Below are 18,429 nucleotides of genomic sequence, written 5' to 3'. Positions count from 1 at the left end.
GCGAATTTGACATTCGTGAGCACCAGCACGCAGGACTGACACCGAATGCGAGGGTTTGTCTACACGCTGAAATCACCTGCTCGAAAGCAGGTGATTCCACTCAATCTTCTTTTGCATTTAAAAGTAGCATACTGATGATGATGAGAATAAATGCAATAAGTGCTAATAAAGGAATCGTGATAAAGCCAAACCAATTGAGATAATCAAAGGAACAAGGAATCCCGCTCAAACAAGGGCGGATGGATGCAAAGCCAGGTATCTTTTGTTCCATATAATGATAGATGGAAAAACAAGCACCAATGACCGCCAATGGAAGGACGTAATATTTCACTTTGACATCGCCCCTGAAAGTCGCAATGCCAAGTAAAAGGACGAGCGGATACATAAAAATGCGCTGAAACCAGCACAAATCACATGGGATAAACTTTTTCACTTCACTTAAATACAGGCTGCTCATCGTCGCTACAATAGAGACGATCCAAGCGCTGTATAAGTAAAACAGCTTATTCTTCATGACTTTTTCCCTTTAAGCTCTTGATCTATTAATTCCTTGATTTCATCATAGTCATAAAAGTTTTGAACTTGTTTATTGTTAATGTAAATGGTTGGTGTTGCATTTACTTTGTATTGATTCACCAGCTCATTGTCTGTGCTCAGCTGAGGTTGATACGTTTTCTTCGATAAATTGTCTTTCAGCTTGTCCGTATCAATTTTGGTTGTCTTTTTCGCCAATTGAATGAGTTTTGCGGGTGTTACCCATTCCGCTTCACTATCTGGTTGTGCTTTGTAGACAGCCTCATGAAATGCCCAGAAATTTTTCGGGTCTTCATTCCACACTTCTTCAGAAGCAAGTGCTGCTAACACTGCACCGTCTCCATGAACAGGGAGTGGTAAGTTAATAAATGAGAAGGTTACATCGCCTTTATCTATGTAGTCTGCTTTCAGTTTTGGGAAAATGTCTGTTTCAAATAATTTACATGATGGACATTTGTAGTCCCCAAACTCGACAATTTGCACTTTTGCCTTTTTATCTCCCATGACAGGCTGTCCTTTAATAGACGGCTTACTGTCGACTGTTTGTGCTTCTTGGCTGTTGTTGTTGCCGCCAATAACAACGAAAATACCGATGAGAAGAGCTGCAATGATGGTTAGAATAACAGCAAACTTGATGGATGAAGATTGATTATTTTTTTTACTCACAAAAGCACCTACCTTATCTTTTTCATTCCTTCACAAAAGAAAAAGGATAATAGCTCAGGAAAATGCCATTATCCAACTTCTTCTATTTTAACAAGAGGGGGTTCATTATGAAAGACGCTATTCATGAATTTTTCCTAACAATTTTATTTCATGACCCTCATCGCATTTAAAACAGCCAGTACGGTGACACCGACATCTGAAAAGACTGCTTCCCACATGGTGGCAATACCGAATGCACCAAGTAAGAGGAAAACGGCTTTCACCCCAAGAGCAAATGCAATATTCTGCCATACGATGGCTCTCGTTCTTTTAGCGACAGTAATGGCTTCCGCTACCTTTGATGGCTGATCCGTCATAATTACAATATCAGCCGCTTCTACAGCTGCATCTGAACCAAGTCCCCCCATCGCAATGCCGATATCCGCTCTTGCTAATACTGGCGTATCATTAATGCCGTCCCCAACAAATAATAATTTTTCTTGAGGTGCTTTTTTCTGATACATTTCCTCTATTTTCGTCACTTTATCCTGCGGCAATAATTCAGTGTGAACTTCGTCAATACCGATTTGCTGCGCTACGGCAGTCCCTACTTGCTTGGCATCCCCTGTAAGCATCACAGTTTGAATGCCAGAAGCTTTTAAAGCAGATACTGCTTCCTTTGCATCATCTTTTAATTCATCAACAATCAAGATAGATCCCGCAAACTCACCGTCTATTGCCAAATACACAACCGTTCCGCTTCGTTTTTCTTTTTCAAAAGCAATGCCTTCTCGTTCCATGAGGCGATGGTTTCCCGCTAAAACATTTGCACCGCGTATTGTCGCTTTAATTCCATGTCCCGCAATATCTTCATAGGCTTCGATTTGGCTCTCATCGAGCGCTGATCCGTAAGCGGCTTTAATCGATTCTGCAATCGGGTGCGAGGAATGCGCTTCTGCTAAAGCCGCAAAAGAAAGCAATTCCTCTTCTGACCATTTCTCATGAGCGGCTGTGATATGAGTGACTGTAAAGTTCCCTTTTGTGAGCGTGCCTGTTTTATCAAACACAGCATAGCGCACAGAGTTCAGGGCTTCTAAATAGTTACTGCCTTTCACGAGAATGCCTCGTTTAGATGCTGCACCAATTCCTCCAAAGAAACCTAATGGAATGGAGACAACGAGTGCACAAGGACAAGAAATGACGAGAAAGACAAGCGCCCGGTACACCCATTCAGACAATTGAGCTGATGGAATGAAAAGCGGCGGCATAAAGGCAAGCAATAAGGCAAGCACGACAACAGCAGGTGTATAATATTTTGCAAACTTTGTGATAAAGTTTTCTGTTTGTGCTTTTCGGCTGCTTGCATTCTCGACCAAATCCAAGATCTTCGTAACAGCCGATTCGCTTAGCTCTTTTTGCACTTCAATTTCAAGAATGCCGTTTTGATTCACAAATCCAGCCAGCACTTCTTTTCCCGCTTCCACATCTCTTGGAACAGACTCCCCAGTTAGTGCAGAGGTATCGACAAGAGAATAGCCATCTATCACACGTCCATCCAAAGGAATTTTTTCACCTGGTTTCACGACAATGCGGTCACCAGCTTTCACTTCTTCCGGCTTTACTTTTTTCGTTTCGTGTCCTACTTTGAGATTCGCGTATTCAGGACGGATATTCATTAATTCACTAATCGACCGTCTTGAACGATTGACTGCCGCTCCTTGAAAAAGCTCTCCAATTTGGTAAAACAGCATGACTGCCAGTGCCTCAGGATACTGCTGAATCACAAAAGCACCAGCTGTCGCTATGGTCATTAAGAAGTTCTCATCAAATACTTGGCCTCGCACTATATTTTTCAGTGCTTTCAAGACAACATCTCCGCCAACGAGTAAATATGCGGCGAAAAACATGATGAACTTCAGTAAGCCATTGTCAGGTATAAAATAAGCTGCTGTTCCAATGACTGCACCGCCGATTAATTTCAGTACAATCGTTTTCAAATTTTTTGTCCCATGATCGTGATCGTGGTGATGTCCTTCTTCTTTTGGTGATACACTCACATGAGGTTCAATGGACTGAACGGTTTTTTCAATACGCTTTGACATCGTTTCTTGTGCATCAGCATGTGTCACAGTTAATGTACCGGTCGCAAAATTAATGGAGCAGGCTTCAACTCCAGCAATTTTGCTGACGCCTGTTTCAATTTTACGTGCACAGTTTCCGCAATCAAGACCGCTTAACACGTATTCATCCTTCATCTTTTTCATGTTCTCACCTTTTTCTATATAAGTAGCGTTCCCTGATTCAATCAAACCTATCAGCTGCTGTAAATATTATATATGAGCACATATTCATATATTGAATTACCCTTATTATATGAGGAGTTCTTATAAACTGTCAATCGTTTATGAGCAAATGAAGTGTTTTTTTGTGTCCAATGATGTCACTGAGATTTTCAATAAACCATGCTCATGTCCCCTGCTCCTTGCATAACATACAAACGATCGTTTGATGAGGAATTCCAGCATTTCTCTTTACAAAAGAAGAACATACGCTTAGAATAAAATAAAAGTTTCCCTAAGGAAACAAATTAGCATTAGAGAATCATTTCATCCTTTAGTCAAAATTATTAAATGAACGCATATATCTTTAGGAAACGCAATTGATGATTGAAAGGGGTCTCAAGAGATGTCAAACGCTTTAACAATCGACCGTCTATATGTCTCATACCACGGACAGGATGCACTAGAAAACGTCTCTCTTTCCATACAGGAAGGAACGATGACAGGCATCATTGGTCCAAATGGTGCCGGTAAATCAACTTTATTGAAAGCTTGCTTGGATTTAATTGAAAAAGATCAAGGGGATATTCACTTTTTTGAACAGCCCTTTAAACAAGTGAGAAAACAGATCGCCTATGTACCGCAGAGAAATGATTTAGACTGGACGTTTCCAATCCATGTGCTAGATACCGTTCTGCTTGGGACATACCCAAAGCTCGGATTGGTCAAAAGACCGAAAAAAGAAGACCGTGCCTATGCGTACCATTGCTTAGAAAAGGTCGGAATGCAGGACTTTGCCAAAAGACAAATTGGGGAATTATCCGGCGGTCAGCAGCAGCGCGTCTTCCTTGCACGAGCGCTTGCTCAAAACGCACAGCTCTTTTGTTTAGATGAACCTTTTGTCGGAATTGATATGACCAGTGAAGAAACGATGATTCGCATTTTGAAGGAGCTGCGAGATGAAGGGAAAACCATTCTGGTCGTCCACCATGATTTAAGTAAGGCGGATGATTACTTCAGCCACCTCATTCTATTAAATAAAAAACTGATCAAAGCAGGACCTGTACACGATATCCTTCGTCCAGAGGTCATGCTGGAAGCCTATGAAACGCAGTTGCCATTTTTAAAATCAGCAGGAGGAGACGTGTAATGGAATTCTTAACCGGACTCTTTGAGTATGCGTTTTTACAAAAAGCGTTATTTACATCCGTCATGGTGGGGATCATTTGCGGCGTCATTGGCTGCTTTATCATTTTACGAGGTATGGCACTGATGGGAGATGCGATTTCACACGCCGTTCTGCCAGGTGTCGCCATCTCTTATATGCTGGGGATCAATTTTTTCTTCGGAGCCGTCTTAACCGGCGTATTAACAGCTATCGGCATCGGATATGTCAGTCAAAACAGCCGCATTAAAAATGATTCTGCCATCGGCATCGTATTCACCGCTTTTTTTTCCATCGGGATCATTTTGATCACATTTTTGAAAAGTTCAAGCGATTTATATCATATCTTGTTTGGAAACGTACTAGCCGTTCGCTCATCTGATATGTGGATTACGCTTGGAATCGGCATTTTTATTTTGCTGGCCGTCATTGTTTTCTACAAAGAACTGCTCATTAGTTCATTTGATCCAGTGATCTCTTCTGTTTACGGTTTACCGAATCGAATGATTCATTATTTTCTCATGACCTTATTGACCCTTGTAACCGTCGCATCCCTGCAAACCGTAGGTATTATACTTGTTGTTGCGATGCTGATTACGCCGGCAGCCACCGCCTATCTACTGACAGACCGGCTATGGATCATGATTTATTTATCTGCCTTTTTCGGAGCAGTTTCAGCAGTCGCAGGACTTGGGCTTAGCTTTACGTATAACTTGTCGTCTGGTGCTTCAATCGTGCTAGTTGCGACCATTTTATTCGGCAGTGCATTTATCTTTTCACCGAAGCAAGGGATTTTGTGGAGATCATTAAAATCGAAACGAAAACGAACGCAATTAAAAAAGGAAGCGTCTATGTAAAAGGAGGACATATATGAAGAAGGTATTTGCAATCCGGTTGACCGCAGTATTCATTGCTCTTATGGTGATCGCAGGATGTTCTACTCAACAAAATCATGCTGGCAAAGATGATGGCAAATTAAAAGTGGTCACAACCTACTCCATTCTTTATGACATCGTCAAGGAAGTAGGCAGGCAGCATGTCTCTATTCACAGCATCGTACCAATTGGAACAGATCCACACGAATTTGACCCACTGCCAAAGGATGTTCAGCATACAACGGATGCAGACCTTGTTCTCTATAATGGCTTAAATCTTGAAACAGGGAACGGCTGGTTTCAAAAGCTGCTTGAATCAAGCGGTAAGAATGGAGATGATGCACCTGTAGCCGAGCTGAGTAAGGGAGTCAAAGTAAAGCATTTGTCCTCAAAAGGACTGGAAAGCCAGCAGGACCCTCACGCCTGGCTGAATGTCGAGAACGGTATCCTTTATGCCCAAAATGCCCGGGATGCGCTCATTCAAGCCGACCCTGAGCATAAGGAGGATTACGAAAAAAATGCTAAAGCCTATATCAAAAAGCTTCAGGCTCTTCATGATGAAGCAAAAGACAAGTTTGAACAGCTGCCAAAAGACAAAAAGCTTCTTGTCACAAGTGAGGGGGCATTCAAGTATTTTGCAGATGCGTATGGACTGAAGGCCGGCTACATTTGGGAGATCAATACAGAAAGCGAAGGAACACCTGGGCAAATGAAACGCATCATTCATTTTGTCAAAGATCATCAAGTTCCTGCTCTTTTTCTTGAAACAAGTGTAGATAAACGGAGCCTTGAAAGCCTTTCTGAGGAAACCGGGGTTCCAATTAAGGGGAAAGTCTTCACTGATTCCATTGGCAAGAAAGGGGAAGACGGGGACAGCTACTATAAAATGATGAAATGGAATATTGACACCATATACAAAGGATTGTCATCCTAAAAAAGACAGGTGGAGTGAATCCGCCTGTCTTTTTTCAGCCTGCCATATTTTGCGGATGTTTTTTGGGCCAGCTGCCATGAGAGTGATCAAACAGGATGGATTAGAGAATGCGCCTGTATGGAAAATAGCTGTTGAAGCTGACATTTCTGCCGGCTCCATGCGCCATTATTTTTCCACACAGCAGGAATTATTTCTTTTCTCTATGAATTTGATTCAAGAGTGAGTCAAGGAGCGAATGGCCGGACTGTCATTAAACGGTTCTACTACTGAAAATGTCCTCACGTTACTTGAGCAAGTCCGTCCGCTTGATGAGGAACGAAGATTTGAAATGGAGGTGTGGCAGGCTTTTACGATTCAATCGTTGACTGAACCAGATCTACAGCCGCTCAATGCGGAAATGTATGACGAGCTTTTCCAAACCGTTCATTTTTGTCTAACGAAGCTGAAAGACGATGATCTGCTGCTAGATCATCTTGATCTTTTACTAGAGACTGAACGACTTTATGCGGTCATCAACGGGCTTGCTTTGAACGGTATCTTACAGCCTCACCGTCTCCCGCCTCAGCTTATGCGCTCGGTGCTGCAGATACATTTTGAATCCATCACAAAAACAGACATGCCCTCGTCATAAAGAGCATGTCTGTTTTAATCTTCCATAAAGATACGTTTGGCCTCGTAATAGAGCACCTGCACAAATTTCTTTACATTGATGCGGGTATGTTCTTCTCTACCGCTTGTCTCTTTTGTCAGTTCACTCATTTTCTTTCGAACAATCGTGAAATCGAAAAATTTAGAGGCGTAGTTTTCAAAGGTTGGGTGCGAAAAATCCGTTAGCCCGAGCGATGCGATGTGTTTCAATGATTGATTGATCGCACGCCTTACCCGCTGTTCCGCTGCTTTGGCTTCTCTTGCGATGTCTGCTGATGTAAAAGGTTCATTTAATTTCTCCTCTGTGATGCCAGTAAAAATCACCTTTAATGAAGGAAAAGAGTCGTGCTGATCGGCATGTACCGCTAAATACTGATCTGTGAAAAGAATCATATCTAGTAAATCCTTAGACCCCTTCTCGCCAACAATTCCAAGCTCCGCCAGCAAGAATTGACCTGCCTCTGCAAGACTTTTCCCCCGCTGCTTCGTTTTTGTCTGTCCGCGCTGCTGGAACTGCATCACCGACTTTAGCGAATGCTGAATATTTTCAATCGAGTGCTCTAAATGCAGACGTTCAATCATCAGATGGAGCACACTTAAAACCTCTACACGGTTGATTGGCTTTGTCACATAATACTCGACGCCAAGCGTATATGCCTGTCCGATTAATTCCTTTGTTTCTACTTGCGAAAGCATTAAATATTTCCCATGAAACTCATCCTTGATCGCTCGGATCGTTTCAAGCCCGTCCCTTTCTGGCATCAAAAGATCAATACATAAGATATCAATATGCAAATCATTTAAGTAGTTGGCTGTTAATTCAGCACCATCCTCTGCTTCTCCAGCCACAACGCCAAGCTCTTCATCTTCAATGAGCTGAGCCAGTGATGAACGAACGGCTTCATCATCATCGACAATAAAAAATCTCATCTCCCATTCCCCTCTTTTCTGCTGACTTGATCAATTGGTATCTTTAACGTAAAAATCGTTTGTTTATTTGGGATACTCTCCATCTCAACACTTCCGCCCAGCTTCTCCGCTGTGTCCTTCACATAGGAAAGACCGATGCCGCTTGATGGATTTCCAGCCTGATCGTATTTTAAAGTAAAGCCCGGTTTAAAGATCACATGGTGGTTACGCTCTTTAATGCCTGGTCCGTTGTCACTAATTTGAAAGATCACATGATTTTCTTCCCTTGAAATGGCTAGTGACACCTCTCCATCAACTGGGATGGCTTCAACGGCGTTGGAAACAATGTTATTTAATAAAGATAGAATCGTATACACATGATAGGCAGGATGCTGTCCTTCTTCATCATAATCAAAGACAATGTGTTTTTTAAGTGATTCCGCGTAATTTTCATGAATACGAATGACAAGCCCAGCAATATGAGCGGGACTTGCATACTCCTGAAAATTCTCCTCATGAATCAGTTTTGATAAAGCAGAAAAAATCCGCTGATTATCCTTTTTGATTTCATGCACCTCTCCTGCAATTTGCAGGGCTGTTTTTCCGAGCTTTTTCAAATCTAATGATTCCGCATCCTTTGCATGATGAAGGGATTGATACAATTGATACGATGTGGCTGTAATGTGCTCAGCATGTGCCAGTGTTTTATGAAAGTATGTAGATTCCATATAAAGGTTCGACAGCAGCATCAGCAGATGTTCCTTTTCCTTTTTCATCTGACGCTCTCTTGCCTGTTCTTCGTATAATCGAATCATCGTATAACAAGCCAGTACGAAAAAGCTTCTGAAAATCGCCAATACAAATAGTTGGAAGAGCGTTCTCACTGTTAAAATTTCATCAATGGCTCCCCGGAGTGCAATCATTTCAACAACACTTGCACACAGTTCCATGATGATGCCCGTCGCCCCAATCAACCAAGGCTTATCACGAAACCGTCTGACCTGCAATAAATAAAAGAGCGTGCCATAGACGACATAATAGAGCAGGGAAGGAAATCTTAAAGAAACCGCCTCTTCCAGCGGGAGATGGCCTGTCACGACTGTATCAAGCAGCACCCGGAAAGCAAACACAGATCCCCCCGCAATCATGCCGCTTGCCCATGAAGGGAATTTTTTCATTTGAAGCAGGATAAAGAAAAAGACAACGGTTCCAAAGCTGACCCGAAAGCTGTCCTCAAATGGATAAAATTTCAGCTCTCCGCCAATCGGTGTTAGTACAATGAGCATGACAATTAAATAAGGCTCTGTATTCAGCCATTTTTTCAGTAGATTCAAACGCAGTCACATCCCTAATAATTGACGATAGTATACTATGTGAGCTTCAGAAAAACAAACAGTCCATGAAAAAACGCACACCGGAACTTTGTCGGTGTGCGCTTCTCATGGTGTCACTTAATCTTCTAAACGATCCTTTTCTAAAAGTGATGCGCCAGCAATACCTGGTTTCGTCATTTCAAAAGGATTTAAGATGACATCAAGCTCTTCCTCTGTTAACACATCATTTTGCAGACAAAGCTCACGTACAGATGCGCCTGTCAGGATCGCTTCTCTAGCAATTCGTGCAGCAGCTTCATAACCAATGTGCGGATTGACCGCCGTCATGACACCGGCACTCTTTTCTACATATTCTTTTAATCGAGATTCATCTGCTTTTAGATCACGCAAGCAGTTGTCAACGAAGGACTCAAATACATTCTTCATCATGCTGAGAGATTGAAGCAAGTTGAACACTAGGACTGGCTCCATTACGTTCAGTTCAAGCTGACCAGCCTCTGATGCAAGGCAAATCGTGTGATCATTCCCGATGACTTGGAATGCCACTTGGTTCATCACCTCTGGCATGACTGGGTTGACTTTCCCTGGCATGATCGATGAACCTGGCTGTCTAGGCGGCAAGTGCAGCTCACCAAAGCCTGCTCTTGGACCTGAAGCCATCAGTCGAATATCGTTCGCCATTTTGGACATATTCATCATACATACTTTAAGCGCAGCAGATACTTCTGTATAAGCATCCGTGTTTTGCGTTGCATCAACTAAGTCTTCCGCTCCAACTAGCGGTAATCCACTAATGTCAGAAAGATAGCTCACCACTTGACGAATATATTTAGGGTCTGCATTCAGCCCCGTTCCGACTGCTGTTGCCCCCATATTCACTTCATATAAATGCTGTCTAGACTGCTTGATACGTTTAATATCACGAGCGAGCACCTTTGCATAGGCACTAAACTCTTGACCAAGTCTGATTGGCACAGCGTCCTGAAGATGCGTACGTCCCATTTTGATGACATGATCGAATTCCTGCGCTTTTTCAATCATGACTTGATGCATGTTTTCCATCGTATAAAGTAGCTTTTCAATCATATTCAATGTCGAAATATGAATCGCTGTTGGGAAAACGTCGTTTGTAGACTGCGACATGTTCACATGCGTGTTTGGACTAAGCTCAGTATAAGCGCCTTTTTCCTTTCCTAGTAGTTCAAGCGCTCTGTTTGCAATGACTTCATTGGCATTCATATTCATTGAAGTGCCAGCCCCGCCTTGAATTGGATCGACAATAAATTGGCTGTTCCATTTTCCTTCGATGACCTCATCTGCGGCTTGAACAATTTTTTCTCCAAGACCAGAATATAGTCGCTGTGTATCCATATTGGCAAGGGCGGCTGCCTTTTTGACAATCCCTAATGCTTTAATGAGTTCCTCATGAATACGGTAGCCTGTAATTGGAAAGTTCTCCACTGCACGTAATGTTTGAATCCCATAATATGCTTGAGTGTCTACTTCCTTTTCACCTAGAAAGTCTCGTTCGATTCGAACTTGCTTGTCCTGTAGCTTCGTCATTTGAAAAGATCTCCTTTTTACGCTGCTTTTGTTTGTTGTTTTAATTCCTCAATATACTTTTTCGATTTTTCGTGATCAAATACTTTTTCCCACTTAGACATAACAATGGCTGCAAGTGAGTTACCAAAGACGTTCACTGTTGTACGAACCATGTCAAGAATACGGTCGATACCAACGATGAAGGCAAGTCCTTCAAGCGGTAGTCCCATTGCTCCAAGTGTTGTGATGACAACAACGATAGATGCACCTGGTACACCAGCCATTCCTTTTGATGTCAGCATTAAGATTAATAGTAACGTAATTTGCTCATAGATGGAAAGCGGCATGCCATACATTTGTGCAACAAATATAGCGGCAATCGATTGATAGATTGCACTTCCATCTAGGTTAAATGTATAGCCTGTCGGGATAACGAACGACGTGATCGCTTTCGGACAGCCGAACTTCTCCATTTTGTCCATTAATCTAGGCAGAACAGCTTCTGAACTTGCTGTTGAGAAGGCAAGAATAATTTCTTCTTTTAAAATTTTAAATAGTGTAATGACGCTTGTTCCAGCCATTTTTGCGATAATGCCTAGGATAACAAATACGAAGAATGCCATTGTACCGTATACGACAAGGACCAGTTTACCTAATGGAAGAAGCGCTCCGACCCCGAATTTGATCACCGTCACACTGATGAGTGCGAATACACCAAATGGAGCAAACTTCATCACTTTATTGGTCACCCAGAACATCGCTTCGAGTATGCCCTCAAAGAATCCTAACACTGGTTTCCCTTTATCTCCTACTGCGGCAATTCCTAATCCGAATAATACTGTAAAGAAGATGGTTGGTAATAGATCACCTTCTGCAATTGATTGGAAAACGTTTGTTGGGACAAGATGTACCAACGTTTCAGAGAAAGTCGCTTTGTCGGAAGAAGCCTTAGATGTCTCTTCATATTTAGAGATATCGCCTTTTTCCATGTTGCTCATATCAATTCCTGTACCAGGATGGAAGACGTTTGCTGCAAGCAGTCCAACTGCTAAAGCAATCGTTGTCACAATCTCGAAGTAAAGAATCGTTTTCCCACCGAGTCTTCCGATGGTTTTCATATCGCCTACACCTGCTACTGCTACAATCAATGCAGCAATGACAATTGGAAGAACGATCATTTTAATTAAATGGATGAATATATCGCCAATCGGCGTTAACACATTAATAACAGTTTCATTTTGATAAAACAGCGCTCCTACGACAACACCCAGAACAAGTGCAATGAGTATTTGAGAAGCTAACCCTAACTTTTTCATACGTGAACCCCCTTTTATTGATAACGCTTTCTTTGTTGCTTAATCGAATCTTAACGATGAACCTACAAAAAACGACAAAAAGGAACAAAAACAAATGAATTTTTTATGAAATTTTTTAAAAAAGGTCAGTTCTTCCACAAAAATGTTAAAAAAAGACTTCGCTTTTGGCGAAGTCTCAGATTGTTGACAAAGGGCTAAAATGTCCTTTATTTTAGCCCTTTGTCTTCCTTTCAGCGTGAAAACCTTTGCAGTCTAGGAAGGACGAGTACCGGAGCGGAGCGAATTTGACATTCGTGAGCACCGGCACGCAGGACTGACAAAGAATGCGAGGGTTTGTCTACACGCTGAGACTTCGCTTTTGGCGAAGTCTTAATGTTGCTGCATCTGTTCAGCTGGAGACTCTTGATGTGGAGAAAATTTGTCATAAACAGCATAACCAATCAGTACAAGCGCCACATAAATCACAGCACTCAACGTCCACACCCATTTGACATTCAGCTTCATTCTGCCACTCCCTCTCTGACAGGTTTCAACCTCTGTAATCTAAGTGCATTCAGCACAACCGACACAGAGCTAAAGGCCATTGCCGCTCCTGCAAGCCATGGCGCAAGGAATCCAAATGCGGCTACTGGAATCCCAATGCAGTTGTAAGCAAGCGCCCAAAATAGATTTTGCTTAATGTTTCTCATCGTTTTTTTACTGAATTCAAGCGCATCTGCAATGGCATGAAGATCTCCTGTCATGAGCGTAATATCTGCTGCTTCCATGGCAACGTCTGTCCCCGTTCCAACTGCCATTCCAATATTCGCTGTCGCAAGGGCAGGTGCATCATTGATGCCGTCTCCCACCATAGCCACTTTCTTTCCTTGTTCCTGAAACGTCGCAATATGTGCCGCCTTTTCCTCAGGCAGGACTTCAGCGATGACATGATCAATGCCCGCCTGTCTCGCAATCACCTCTGCTGTTCGTTTGTTATCCCCTGTTATCATTACGACATGAATCCCCTGCTCTTTGAGCCGAGCGATTGCTTGAGGAGAAGACGGTTTCATCGTATCTGCAACCGCAGCAATACCTGCCGCCTCGCCGTCAATCGCAATGAGCATGGCCGTTTTCCCTTGCTCCTCTAGTTTAGTAACGGCTGCTTCTATTTTTTCGTATTCGATATGGTGTTTCTTTAATAGCTTCCGCGTGCCAATCAAAAGCTCATGACCAGCGGCCCTTGCTTTCATTCCATGACCAGGGTCTGCTTGGAAAGCTTCTACCTCAACCGCTTCAAGACCGCGGTTCTTCATGCCTTCTGTCACCGCTCTGGCAAGAGGATGTTCTGACTGTTGTTCTGCCGACCCCGCTAGCTGAAGTAGCTTATCTTCAGTCCAATGGCCATATGCCATCACATCTGTAAGACTCGGCTCGCCTTTTGTCACAGTCCCTGTTTTATCTAAAACTACCGTGTCTAGTGATTGGGTCACTTCTAGATGCTCTCCGCCTTTAAACAGAATCCCTGACTCAGCTGCACGTCCGCTACCTGCCATAATGGAGGTCGGTGTAGCAAGGCCGAGCGCACAAGGACATGCAATGACTATCACCGCTATAAAAGTCTCAAGTGCTGATGTCACATTCCCTGGATCTACAAAGAAAAACCATATGAGAAAGGTCAGTACAGCGATACCGACTACAATGGGAACAAAAATCCCTGAAATTTGATCCGCCATTCTTTGAATCGGTGCTTTTGAGCCTTGTGCTTGTTCTACCACTCGAATGATTTGTGAAAGAGCCGTCTCTTTCCCTACTTTTGTTGCTTTCACTTTGATAAACCCATTTTTATTGATGGTTGCCCCGATGACCGTATCTCCTGCGATTTTATCAACTGGCAGACTTTCTCCTGTAATCATGGATTCGTCTATCGCTGTTGTTCCCTCGATGATTTCTCCATCTACCGGGACTTTCTCACCCGGTTTTACAAACACAAGATCATTCACTTTCACTTCGGAAATAGGAACGGTCATCTCTTTCCCGTCTCGTTCAATGACTGCTTCTTTCGCTTGTAAGCCCATCAGTTTTTGAATCGCTGCTGATGATCTCCCTTTCGCTCTTGCTTCCATTAACTTTCCGAGCACAATCAACGTAATAAGCACCGCACTTGTTTCATAATAGAGAGCCGCCTCATGTGTGCCTTGGACCGCTGCTGATTGAATGCTTTCATATAAACTATAGAAAAAGGCAGCAGATGTCCCTAGTGCCACAAGGACATCCATATTGGCACTTTTATGTCTTAAAGCTTTATAGGCGCCTACATAAAAAGGCCAGCCGACAATGAACTGGACGGGCGCTGCTAATGCAAGCTGAACCCACGGGTTCATCAGCGCTTCTGGGAGCCAAATAAACGATGTGAAAGAAAAATGGCTGACCATAGCCCAAAGCAGCGGCAGTGACAGGATCATTGAAAATAAAAAACGTGCCGTCTGCTTCTCAATGGCTGCTTGGCGATGATCTTTTTTGCCTTCCTCTGCATGCTCTTCGGCTGGTTCTATTAATGAATACCCAATGGATTTCACAGCCTCTTTGATGTCACTTGGAGATGTTTGACCAAGATGATACGTGACCTGAAGGGTTTCAAGCGCAAAGTTCACAGACCCTTGATCAACACCGTCTATCCGGTTGACTTTTTTCTCAATTCGGTTTGCACAGGCCGCACACGTCATTCCTTCTATCTCAAATTCTGCTTGCTCCATCACCACATCATAGCCAAGCGATTGAATTTTTTGTTTCAGATCATCTGCTGTTAGCTGGTCCGCTTCATAGACAATGTGCGATGTTTCAAGCGCCAAATTTACACTGGCATCGTCCACCCCTTCTAGCCTGTTCAGGCCCTTTTCAATGCGGCCTGCACAGGCGGCGCAGGTCATCCCCGTAATGTGAAAGTCAATTTCTTTTTTCATTTATCTCACCTCTCCATATACACCATGGGGGTATTGTGATGTTAAAAAAATACGCGCTGTCTTATGCAGCACGTTTGTTCATTTATACGACATCATATCCCTGTTCTTCGATCACATCGGAGATACGGTGTAACGTGACTTGATCAGGATGAAACGAAACCTTCACCTGTCCTTTGTCTAAATGGACTTTCACAGATTCAACACCTGCTAATTCTCCTACATTTTCTTCGACTGCTTTCACGCAATGTCCGCAAGACATGCCCTGCACTTGAAGTGTTGCTTGTTCCACTTCTCATCGCCTCCATCAATCATTTTCTATTTTTACTATACCCTAGTAGGGTATCATTGTAAACATAAATGATGCGCTGTGTGCTACGATTTTGTCAGCTTCGTGAAGACGTTCATTAACTCCTCAATGGCTTCATCCCCATTGCCGCTCTTAATGGCATCCGCTACGCAGTGGTGTGTATGCTTTTCCATCAATTGAAGACTCACCTTCTTTAAAGCCGCATTCACAGCAGAAATTTGATTGACGACATCTATACAGTAACGATCGTTCTCAATCATTTGCTGAATTCCTCGAACTTGTCCTTCCACTCGTTTTAAGCGGTTGATTAATTGATCTTTTTCCTTCTCGGCTCTAGGCGAAGCGATATGCCTTTCTTCATGCTCTGTCATGTGATCACCTTTTTTCTATCAAACTTGTCTTTTACTAAATTAAAGCATATCTCCACCGGAAAAGGCAAAGATATGCCTTGCGTAAGCTGCGTTTGTCCTAGTTTGTTAATTGTTCAATATCCTGCAAAAGGTTGACGGACTGCTGGAGCTGCTTGATCAGCCCTTGCTGATCCTCCAATATAGCAGCAGCATCGAATTTGTCTGTTTTCAATTGCTGTAAATAAGTTTGAATTTCCTCTGACAGCACTTTATTTTTCTCTATGATTTGTGCATGCAGATCTTCCGCTATTTTCGGCGCTGTGAGTTCATTAAATTCTTGAATGTCAGCCTTCAATGATTCAAGCTGCTGCGTCAAATCTGCTTTTTTTGCAGCATCTTGTACAGCTTCTTTCGCAAGTTGTGGAAATGCCTCTGTGAATTGCTGAATATCCGTCACATACTCATTTGCCTCTGTGACATACGTCGTTGTATCGTTTACTTGGTCAAGCAAGCCGGAACATCCGCTTAACAACAGCGTGCCGGAAAATAGGAAAGTCATCACATATTTTTTCAAACTCCATCATCCTTTCATCTATTGTGTTAAAAGCACTCATTTGTCCCGCTCCCCTGCCACACGGATGCAAAAAGGCCTTAAAAAAAGCCAGACCTTTGCCTTATGTGTCATAGGCAAAGGTCTGGCTAACATGTTCATGCCGGAATGGCCGAGAAACAGCGGATGTTTCTGTAATGACGACCAAACCGTAAAAGCTACTCCCCTTTAGGAAACCGTTCAAATGTTATGTTTATCATATCTAAATGAAGGACAACAGTCAATGAGAAGCTGGCGGCAGGTCATGTCTCTGATGTGGTATATAGTCTTCACCAGTTGATGAATAAATCCGATTACGTCCGTGGCGTTTTGACATATACAAGGCTTGATCCGCCTCGAATAGAAGCTTTTCTAATATAGGGGAATCATTCGCTGTATGGGCGATGCCGAAGCTCGCTGTCACTTGTACTTTTTTCTCATCAGCCTGAAAGAAGCTCACTTCAAAGGAATGTCTTATTTGTTCTGCGATATGACATGCTTCTTCAAATGAATGCTGCGGCAGACAAATGGCAAACTCTTCTCCACCATATCGGCCAAATAAATCATCCACCTTTAAATGCTGCTGACAAATGGAGACAACATGACGAAGTGCCTCGTCCCCAATATGATGTCCGTGCGTATCATTGATTTGTTTAAAGAAATCAATATCAAACAGTAAAATGGCGGTATTCTGTGCATCCTCTTCCAATATCATCTGTGTTCGTTCAATGAAAGAAGAACGATTGAAGATATTCGTTAAACCATCTATATACGCGCGACGCTCCAGCTCCTCCTGCAGCAAACGCTGCTCCGTAACATCACTAATCACAATTTGCCTGCCCTCGATCTCACCTCTCTTATTAAATAGAGAAGAAGCGGTCAGATGATAATAGCAGGGCTGCTCTTTTTCCCACATCAAATCATAATGCGAATGATCCTGCGGAGAACGCAACCACTGAATAAACGAGGACTCTTTGATGACCCCTGAGAAAATATCCTCGATTTTATAGCCGATTCCCTTTTTAGAAAGTATCGGAATAATCGACGCAGCCGCAGGATTATAATCGATGAGCGTTCCGTAACGATCCAAAATGAGAACGCCTTCTGACATATGCTCAAACACACGCTCCATCGCAATAGGAGAAAGCTTAAAGAGATGAAAGGACATAATCGCCCATAAATAAAGAGCGTTGGTTAAAAACATCACCACTGGTACTGGGTCAATGTGAAAAGGCGTGAGACCTAATAAATAGATAAAAGAGGTCGTGATCGGCAATAACATGCCAACGAGCAGGATCAGAATCTGTTTTAAATATTCTTTTTTGGTCACACGTAAAAACCAAAGCAGCATAAAGACTGCGAGCATTGAACAGCCAAAGGTATAGACGCCATGAATGATATACCAATACCCAATCCTAAAATCAGCCAGTAAAAACCCGTCTAAAGTATGCAGCGTGATGCTTCGGTAAAAAAGTGAATGAAAAGAATTGGTGAACACCATAATGGTGGTGAGAATGGGAATCAGTAAGATGAAAAGCACGCGGCGCTTTGTTATATATTGATAAAAACCCGTAAATTGCAGCACAATCATGAGGCTGAACGGTGCGATGAACGGAAGACCTATGTATTGAAAACTAACCCAGAACATGATTTCTTGAGGGGTACGTGCCAACAATTCAAACGTGTGCCCAAAAATATAAATCGCAGTTGCCGCAGACATGTACATAAACAATTGACAGCCAATATACCGATGGCGATTTGCATGAGCAATGATTGATAAGATCACGGACAGAATGCCAGAAACACTCATGATCACAATAAAATGTAAAACAATCGAATTCATGTAAACGCCCCAATTTCAGTTATTTAGAACTAGTCTAATATAACTATATATGAGGACGTCACAAATGGGAAGATGCGATTTTGAATTGATTGGAGATTTTTTGTAAAGTTCCGAGCATTTTACTTGTGATGACATCTCTGATTTCAATACTCTTTGCTCAAATTGATGGAAAAGCATGTTGCGGCAGAAGAATTATATGTACAATTTGGGGATCAAATGC

The 18,429-nt window shown here is 42.6% G+C and carries 18 protein-coding genes; 5 read left to right on the top strand and 13 right to left on the bottom strand.

Features of this window, described 5'->3' with window-relative positions; all coding sequences use genetic code 11:
- Positions 1-100: 100 nt before the first annotated feature.
- The 3 genes from BA1_RS09925 to BA1_RS09915 all read right to left on the bottom strand — a co-directional run bounded on the left by BA1_RS09925 (position 101) and on the right by BA1_RS09915 (position 3,443).
- Positions 101-514: a disulfide oxidoreductase gene (locus tag BA1_RS09925; RefSeq protein ID WP_008358357.1), complete on the bottom strand. Its 414-nt coding sequence runs from the start codon at positions 512-514 to the stop codon at positions 101-103.
- On the bottom strand, positions 511-1,200 hold the full coding sequence (locus BA1_RS09920; RefSeq protein ID WP_008358355.1) for a DsbA family protein: 690 nt from the start codon (positions 1,198-1,200) through the stop codon (positions 511-513). The genes BA1_RS09925 and BA1_RS09920 overlap by 4 nt, the downstream gene beginning before the upstream one ends.
- A gap of 143 nt (positions 1,201-1,343) precedes the next feature.
- Positions 1,344-3,443 (bottom strand): heavy metal translocating P-type ATPase, encoded by a 2,100-nt coding sequence (locus BA1_RS09915; RefSeq protein ID WP_008358352.1) that lies wholly within the window; start codon positions 3,441-3,443, stop codon positions 1,344-1,346.
- Positions 3,444-3,864: 421 nt separating this feature from the next.
- Here BA1_RS09915 and BA1_RS09910 point away from each other — a divergent pair, with 421 nt between their 5' ends.
- The 5 genes from BA1_RS09910 to BA1_RS09895 all read left to right on the top strand — a co-directional run bounded on the left by BA1_RS09910 (position 3,865) and on the right by BA1_RS09895 (position 7,063).
- Complete coding sequence (locus BA1_RS09910) at positions 3,865-4,608, top strand: metal ABC transporter ATP-binding protein (RefSeq protein ID WP_008358351.1); 744 nt, start codon at positions 3,865-3,867, stop codon at positions 4,606-4,608.
- Complete coding sequence (locus tag BA1_RS09905; RefSeq protein ID WP_008358349.1) at positions 4,608-5,480, top strand: metal ABC transporter permease; 873 nt, start codon at positions 4,608-4,610, stop codon at positions 5,478-5,480. Before BA1_RS09910 ends, BA1_RS09905 begins: the two co-directional genes overlap by 1 nt.
- A 13-nt stretch (positions 5,481-5,493) precedes the next feature.
- On the top strand, positions 5,494-6,432 hold the full coding sequence (locus BA1_RS09900) for a metal ABC transporter substrate-binding protein (RefSeq protein ID WP_008358347.1): 939 nt from the start codon (positions 5,494-5,496) through the stop codon (positions 6,430-6,432).
- Positions 6,433-6,508: 76 nt separating this feature from the next.
- The gene (locus BA1_RS19470; RefSeq protein WP_232532107.1) at positions 6,509-6,655 is read left to right on the top strand and encodes a TetR family transcriptional regulator; all 147 of its coding nucleotides are present in this window, start codon (positions 6,509-6,511) and stop codon (positions 6,653-6,655) included.
- 12 nt (positions 6,656-6,667) lie between these two features.
- Complete coding sequence (locus BA1_RS09895) at positions 6,668-7,063, top strand: TetR family transcriptional regulator C-terminal domain-containing protein (protein WP_232532106.1); 396 nt, start codon at positions 6,668-6,670, stop codon at positions 7,061-7,063.
- A 14-nt stretch (positions 7,064-7,077) separates the two neighbouring features.
- Here BA1_RS09895 and BA1_RS09890 read toward each other — a convergent pair whose 3' ends face one another.
- From BA1_RS09890 to BA1_RS09845, 10 genes are all read right to left on the bottom strand, one after another.
- A complete protein-coding gene (locus BA1_RS09890; protein ID WP_008358344.1) occupies positions 7,078-8,010 on the bottom strand; it encodes a response regulator in 933 nt (310 codons plus the stop codon).
- Positions 8,007-9,323, bottom strand: coding sequence for an ATP-binding protein (locus BA1_RS09885; protein ID WP_008358341.1), 1,317 nt, complete (start codon positions 9,321-9,323; stop codon positions 8,007-8,009). The genes BA1_RS09890 and BA1_RS09885 overlap by 4 nt, the downstream gene beginning before the upstream one ends.
- A 117-nt stretch (positions 9,324-9,440) precedes the next feature.
- The gene (aspA, locus tag BA1_RS09880; RefSeq protein WP_008358340.1) at positions 9,441-10,886 is read right to left on the bottom strand and encodes an aspartate ammonia-lyase; all 1,446 of its coding nucleotides are present in this window, start codon (positions 10,884-10,886) and stop codon (positions 9,441-9,443) included.
- Positions 10,887-10,903: 17 nt separating this feature from the next.
- A complete protein-coding gene (locus BA1_RS09875) occupies positions 10,904-12,181 on the bottom strand; it encodes a cation:dicarboxylate symporter family transporter (protein ID WP_008358339.1) in 1,278 nt (425 codons plus the stop codon).
- 369 nt (positions 12,182-12,550) lie between these two features.
- On the bottom strand, positions 12,551-12,685 hold the full coding sequence (locus BA1_RS19655) for a hypothetical protein (protein ID WP_008358337.1): 135 nt from the start codon (positions 12,683-12,685) through the stop codon (positions 12,551-12,553).
- Entirely contained in the window at positions 12,682-15,120 is a 2,439-nt protein-coding gene (locus tag BA1_RS09865) for a heavy metal translocating P-type ATPase (RefSeq protein ID WP_008358335.1), read from the bottom strand. Before BA1_RS09865 ends, BA1_RS19655 begins: the two co-directional genes overlap by 4 nt.
- 82 nt (positions 15,121-15,202) lie before the next feature.
- Positions 15,203-15,409 (bottom strand): copper chaperone CopZ, encoded by a 207-nt coding sequence (gene copZ, locus BA1_RS09860; protein WP_008358333.1) that lies wholly within the window; start codon positions 15,407-15,409, stop codon positions 15,203-15,205.
- Between the two features lie 83 nt (positions 15,410-15,492).
- The gene (locus BA1_RS09855; RefSeq protein ID WP_008358331.1) at positions 15,493-15,798 is read right to left on the bottom strand and encodes a metal-sensing transcriptional repressor; all 306 of its coding nucleotides are present in this window, start codon (positions 15,796-15,798) and stop codon (positions 15,493-15,495) included.
- Positions 15,799-15,895: 97 nt separating this feature from the next.
- Positions 15,896-16,351: a DUF6376 family protein gene (locus BA1_RS09850; RefSeq protein WP_008358329.1), complete on the bottom strand. Its 456-nt coding sequence runs from the start codon at positions 16,349-16,351 to the stop codon at positions 15,896-15,898.
- A 256-nt stretch (positions 16,352-16,607) separates the two neighbouring features.
- Positions 16,608-18,209 (bottom strand): histidine kinase N-terminal 7TM domain-containing diguanylate cyclase, encoded by a 1,602-nt coding sequence (locus BA1_RS09845; protein ID WP_008358327.1) that lies wholly within the window; start codon positions 18,207-18,209, stop codon positions 16,608-16,610.
- Between the last annotated feature and the right edge of the window lie 220 nt (positions 18,210-18,429).

Origin of the sequence: Bacillus xiamenensis (assembly GCF_000300535.1) — a bacterium.
GTDB classification, from domain to species: domain Bacteria; phylum Bacillota; class Bacilli; order Bacillales; family Bacillaceae; genus Bacillus; species Bacillus xiamenensis.
Note: the sequence above shows the minus strand (reverse complement) of the source record. Positions and strands in the feature narration are given on the sequence as shown.

Coding starts and splice junctions, on each gene's coding strand:
- BA1_RS09925 (WP_008358357.1), bottom strand. CDS start 514: ATGAAGAATAAGCTGTTTTACTTATACAGCGCTTGGATCGTCTCTATT.
- BA1_RS09915 (WP_008358352.1), bottom strand. CDS start 3,443: ATGAAAAAGATGAAGGATGAATACGTGTTAAGCGGTCTTGATTGCGGA.
- BA1_RS09910 (WP_008358351.1), top strand. CDS start 3,865: ATGTCAAACGCTTTAACAATCGACCGTCTATATGTCTCATACCACGGA.
- BA1_RS09905 (WP_008358349.1), top strand. CDS start 4,608: ATGGAATTCTTAACCGGACTCTTTGAGTATGCGTTTTTACAAAAAGCG.
- BA1_RS09900 (WP_008358347.1), top strand. CDS start 5,494: ATGAAGAAGGTATTTGCAATCCGGTTGACCGCAGTATTCATTGCTCTT.
- BA1_RS19470 (WP_232532107.1), top strand. CDS start 6,509: ATGAGAGTGATCAAACAGGATGGATTAGAGAATGCGCCTGTATGGAAA.
- BA1_RS09895 (WP_232532106.1), top strand. CDS start 6,668: ATGGCCGGACTGTCATTAAACGGTTCTACTACTGAAAATGTCCTCACG.
- BA1_RS09890 (WP_008358344.1), bottom strand. CDS start 8,010: ATGAGATTTTTTATTGTCGATGATGATGAAGCCGTTCGTTCATCACTG.
- aspA (WP_008358340.1), bottom strand. CDS start 10,886: ATGACGAAGCTACAGGACAAGCAAGTTCGAATCGAACGAGACTTTCTA.
- BA1_RS09875 (WP_008358339.1), bottom strand. CDS start 12,181: ATGAAAAAGTTAGGGTTAGCTTCTCAAATACTCATTGCACTTGTTCTG.
- BA1_RS19655 (WP_008358337.1), bottom strand. CDS start 12,685: ATGAAGCTGAATGTCAAATGGGTGTGGACGTTGAGTGCTGTGATTTAT.
- BA1_RS09865 (WP_008358335.1), bottom strand. CDS start 15,120: ATGAAAAAAGAAATTGACTTTCACATTACGGGGATGACCTGCGCCGCC.
- BA1_RS09855 (WP_008358331.1), bottom strand. CDS start 15,798: ATGACAGAGCATGAAGAAAGGCATATCGCTTCGCCTAGAGCCGAGAAG.
- BA1_RS09845 (WP_008358327.1), bottom strand. CDS start 18,209: ATGAATTCGATTGTTTTACATTTTATTGTGATCATGAGTGTTTCTGGC.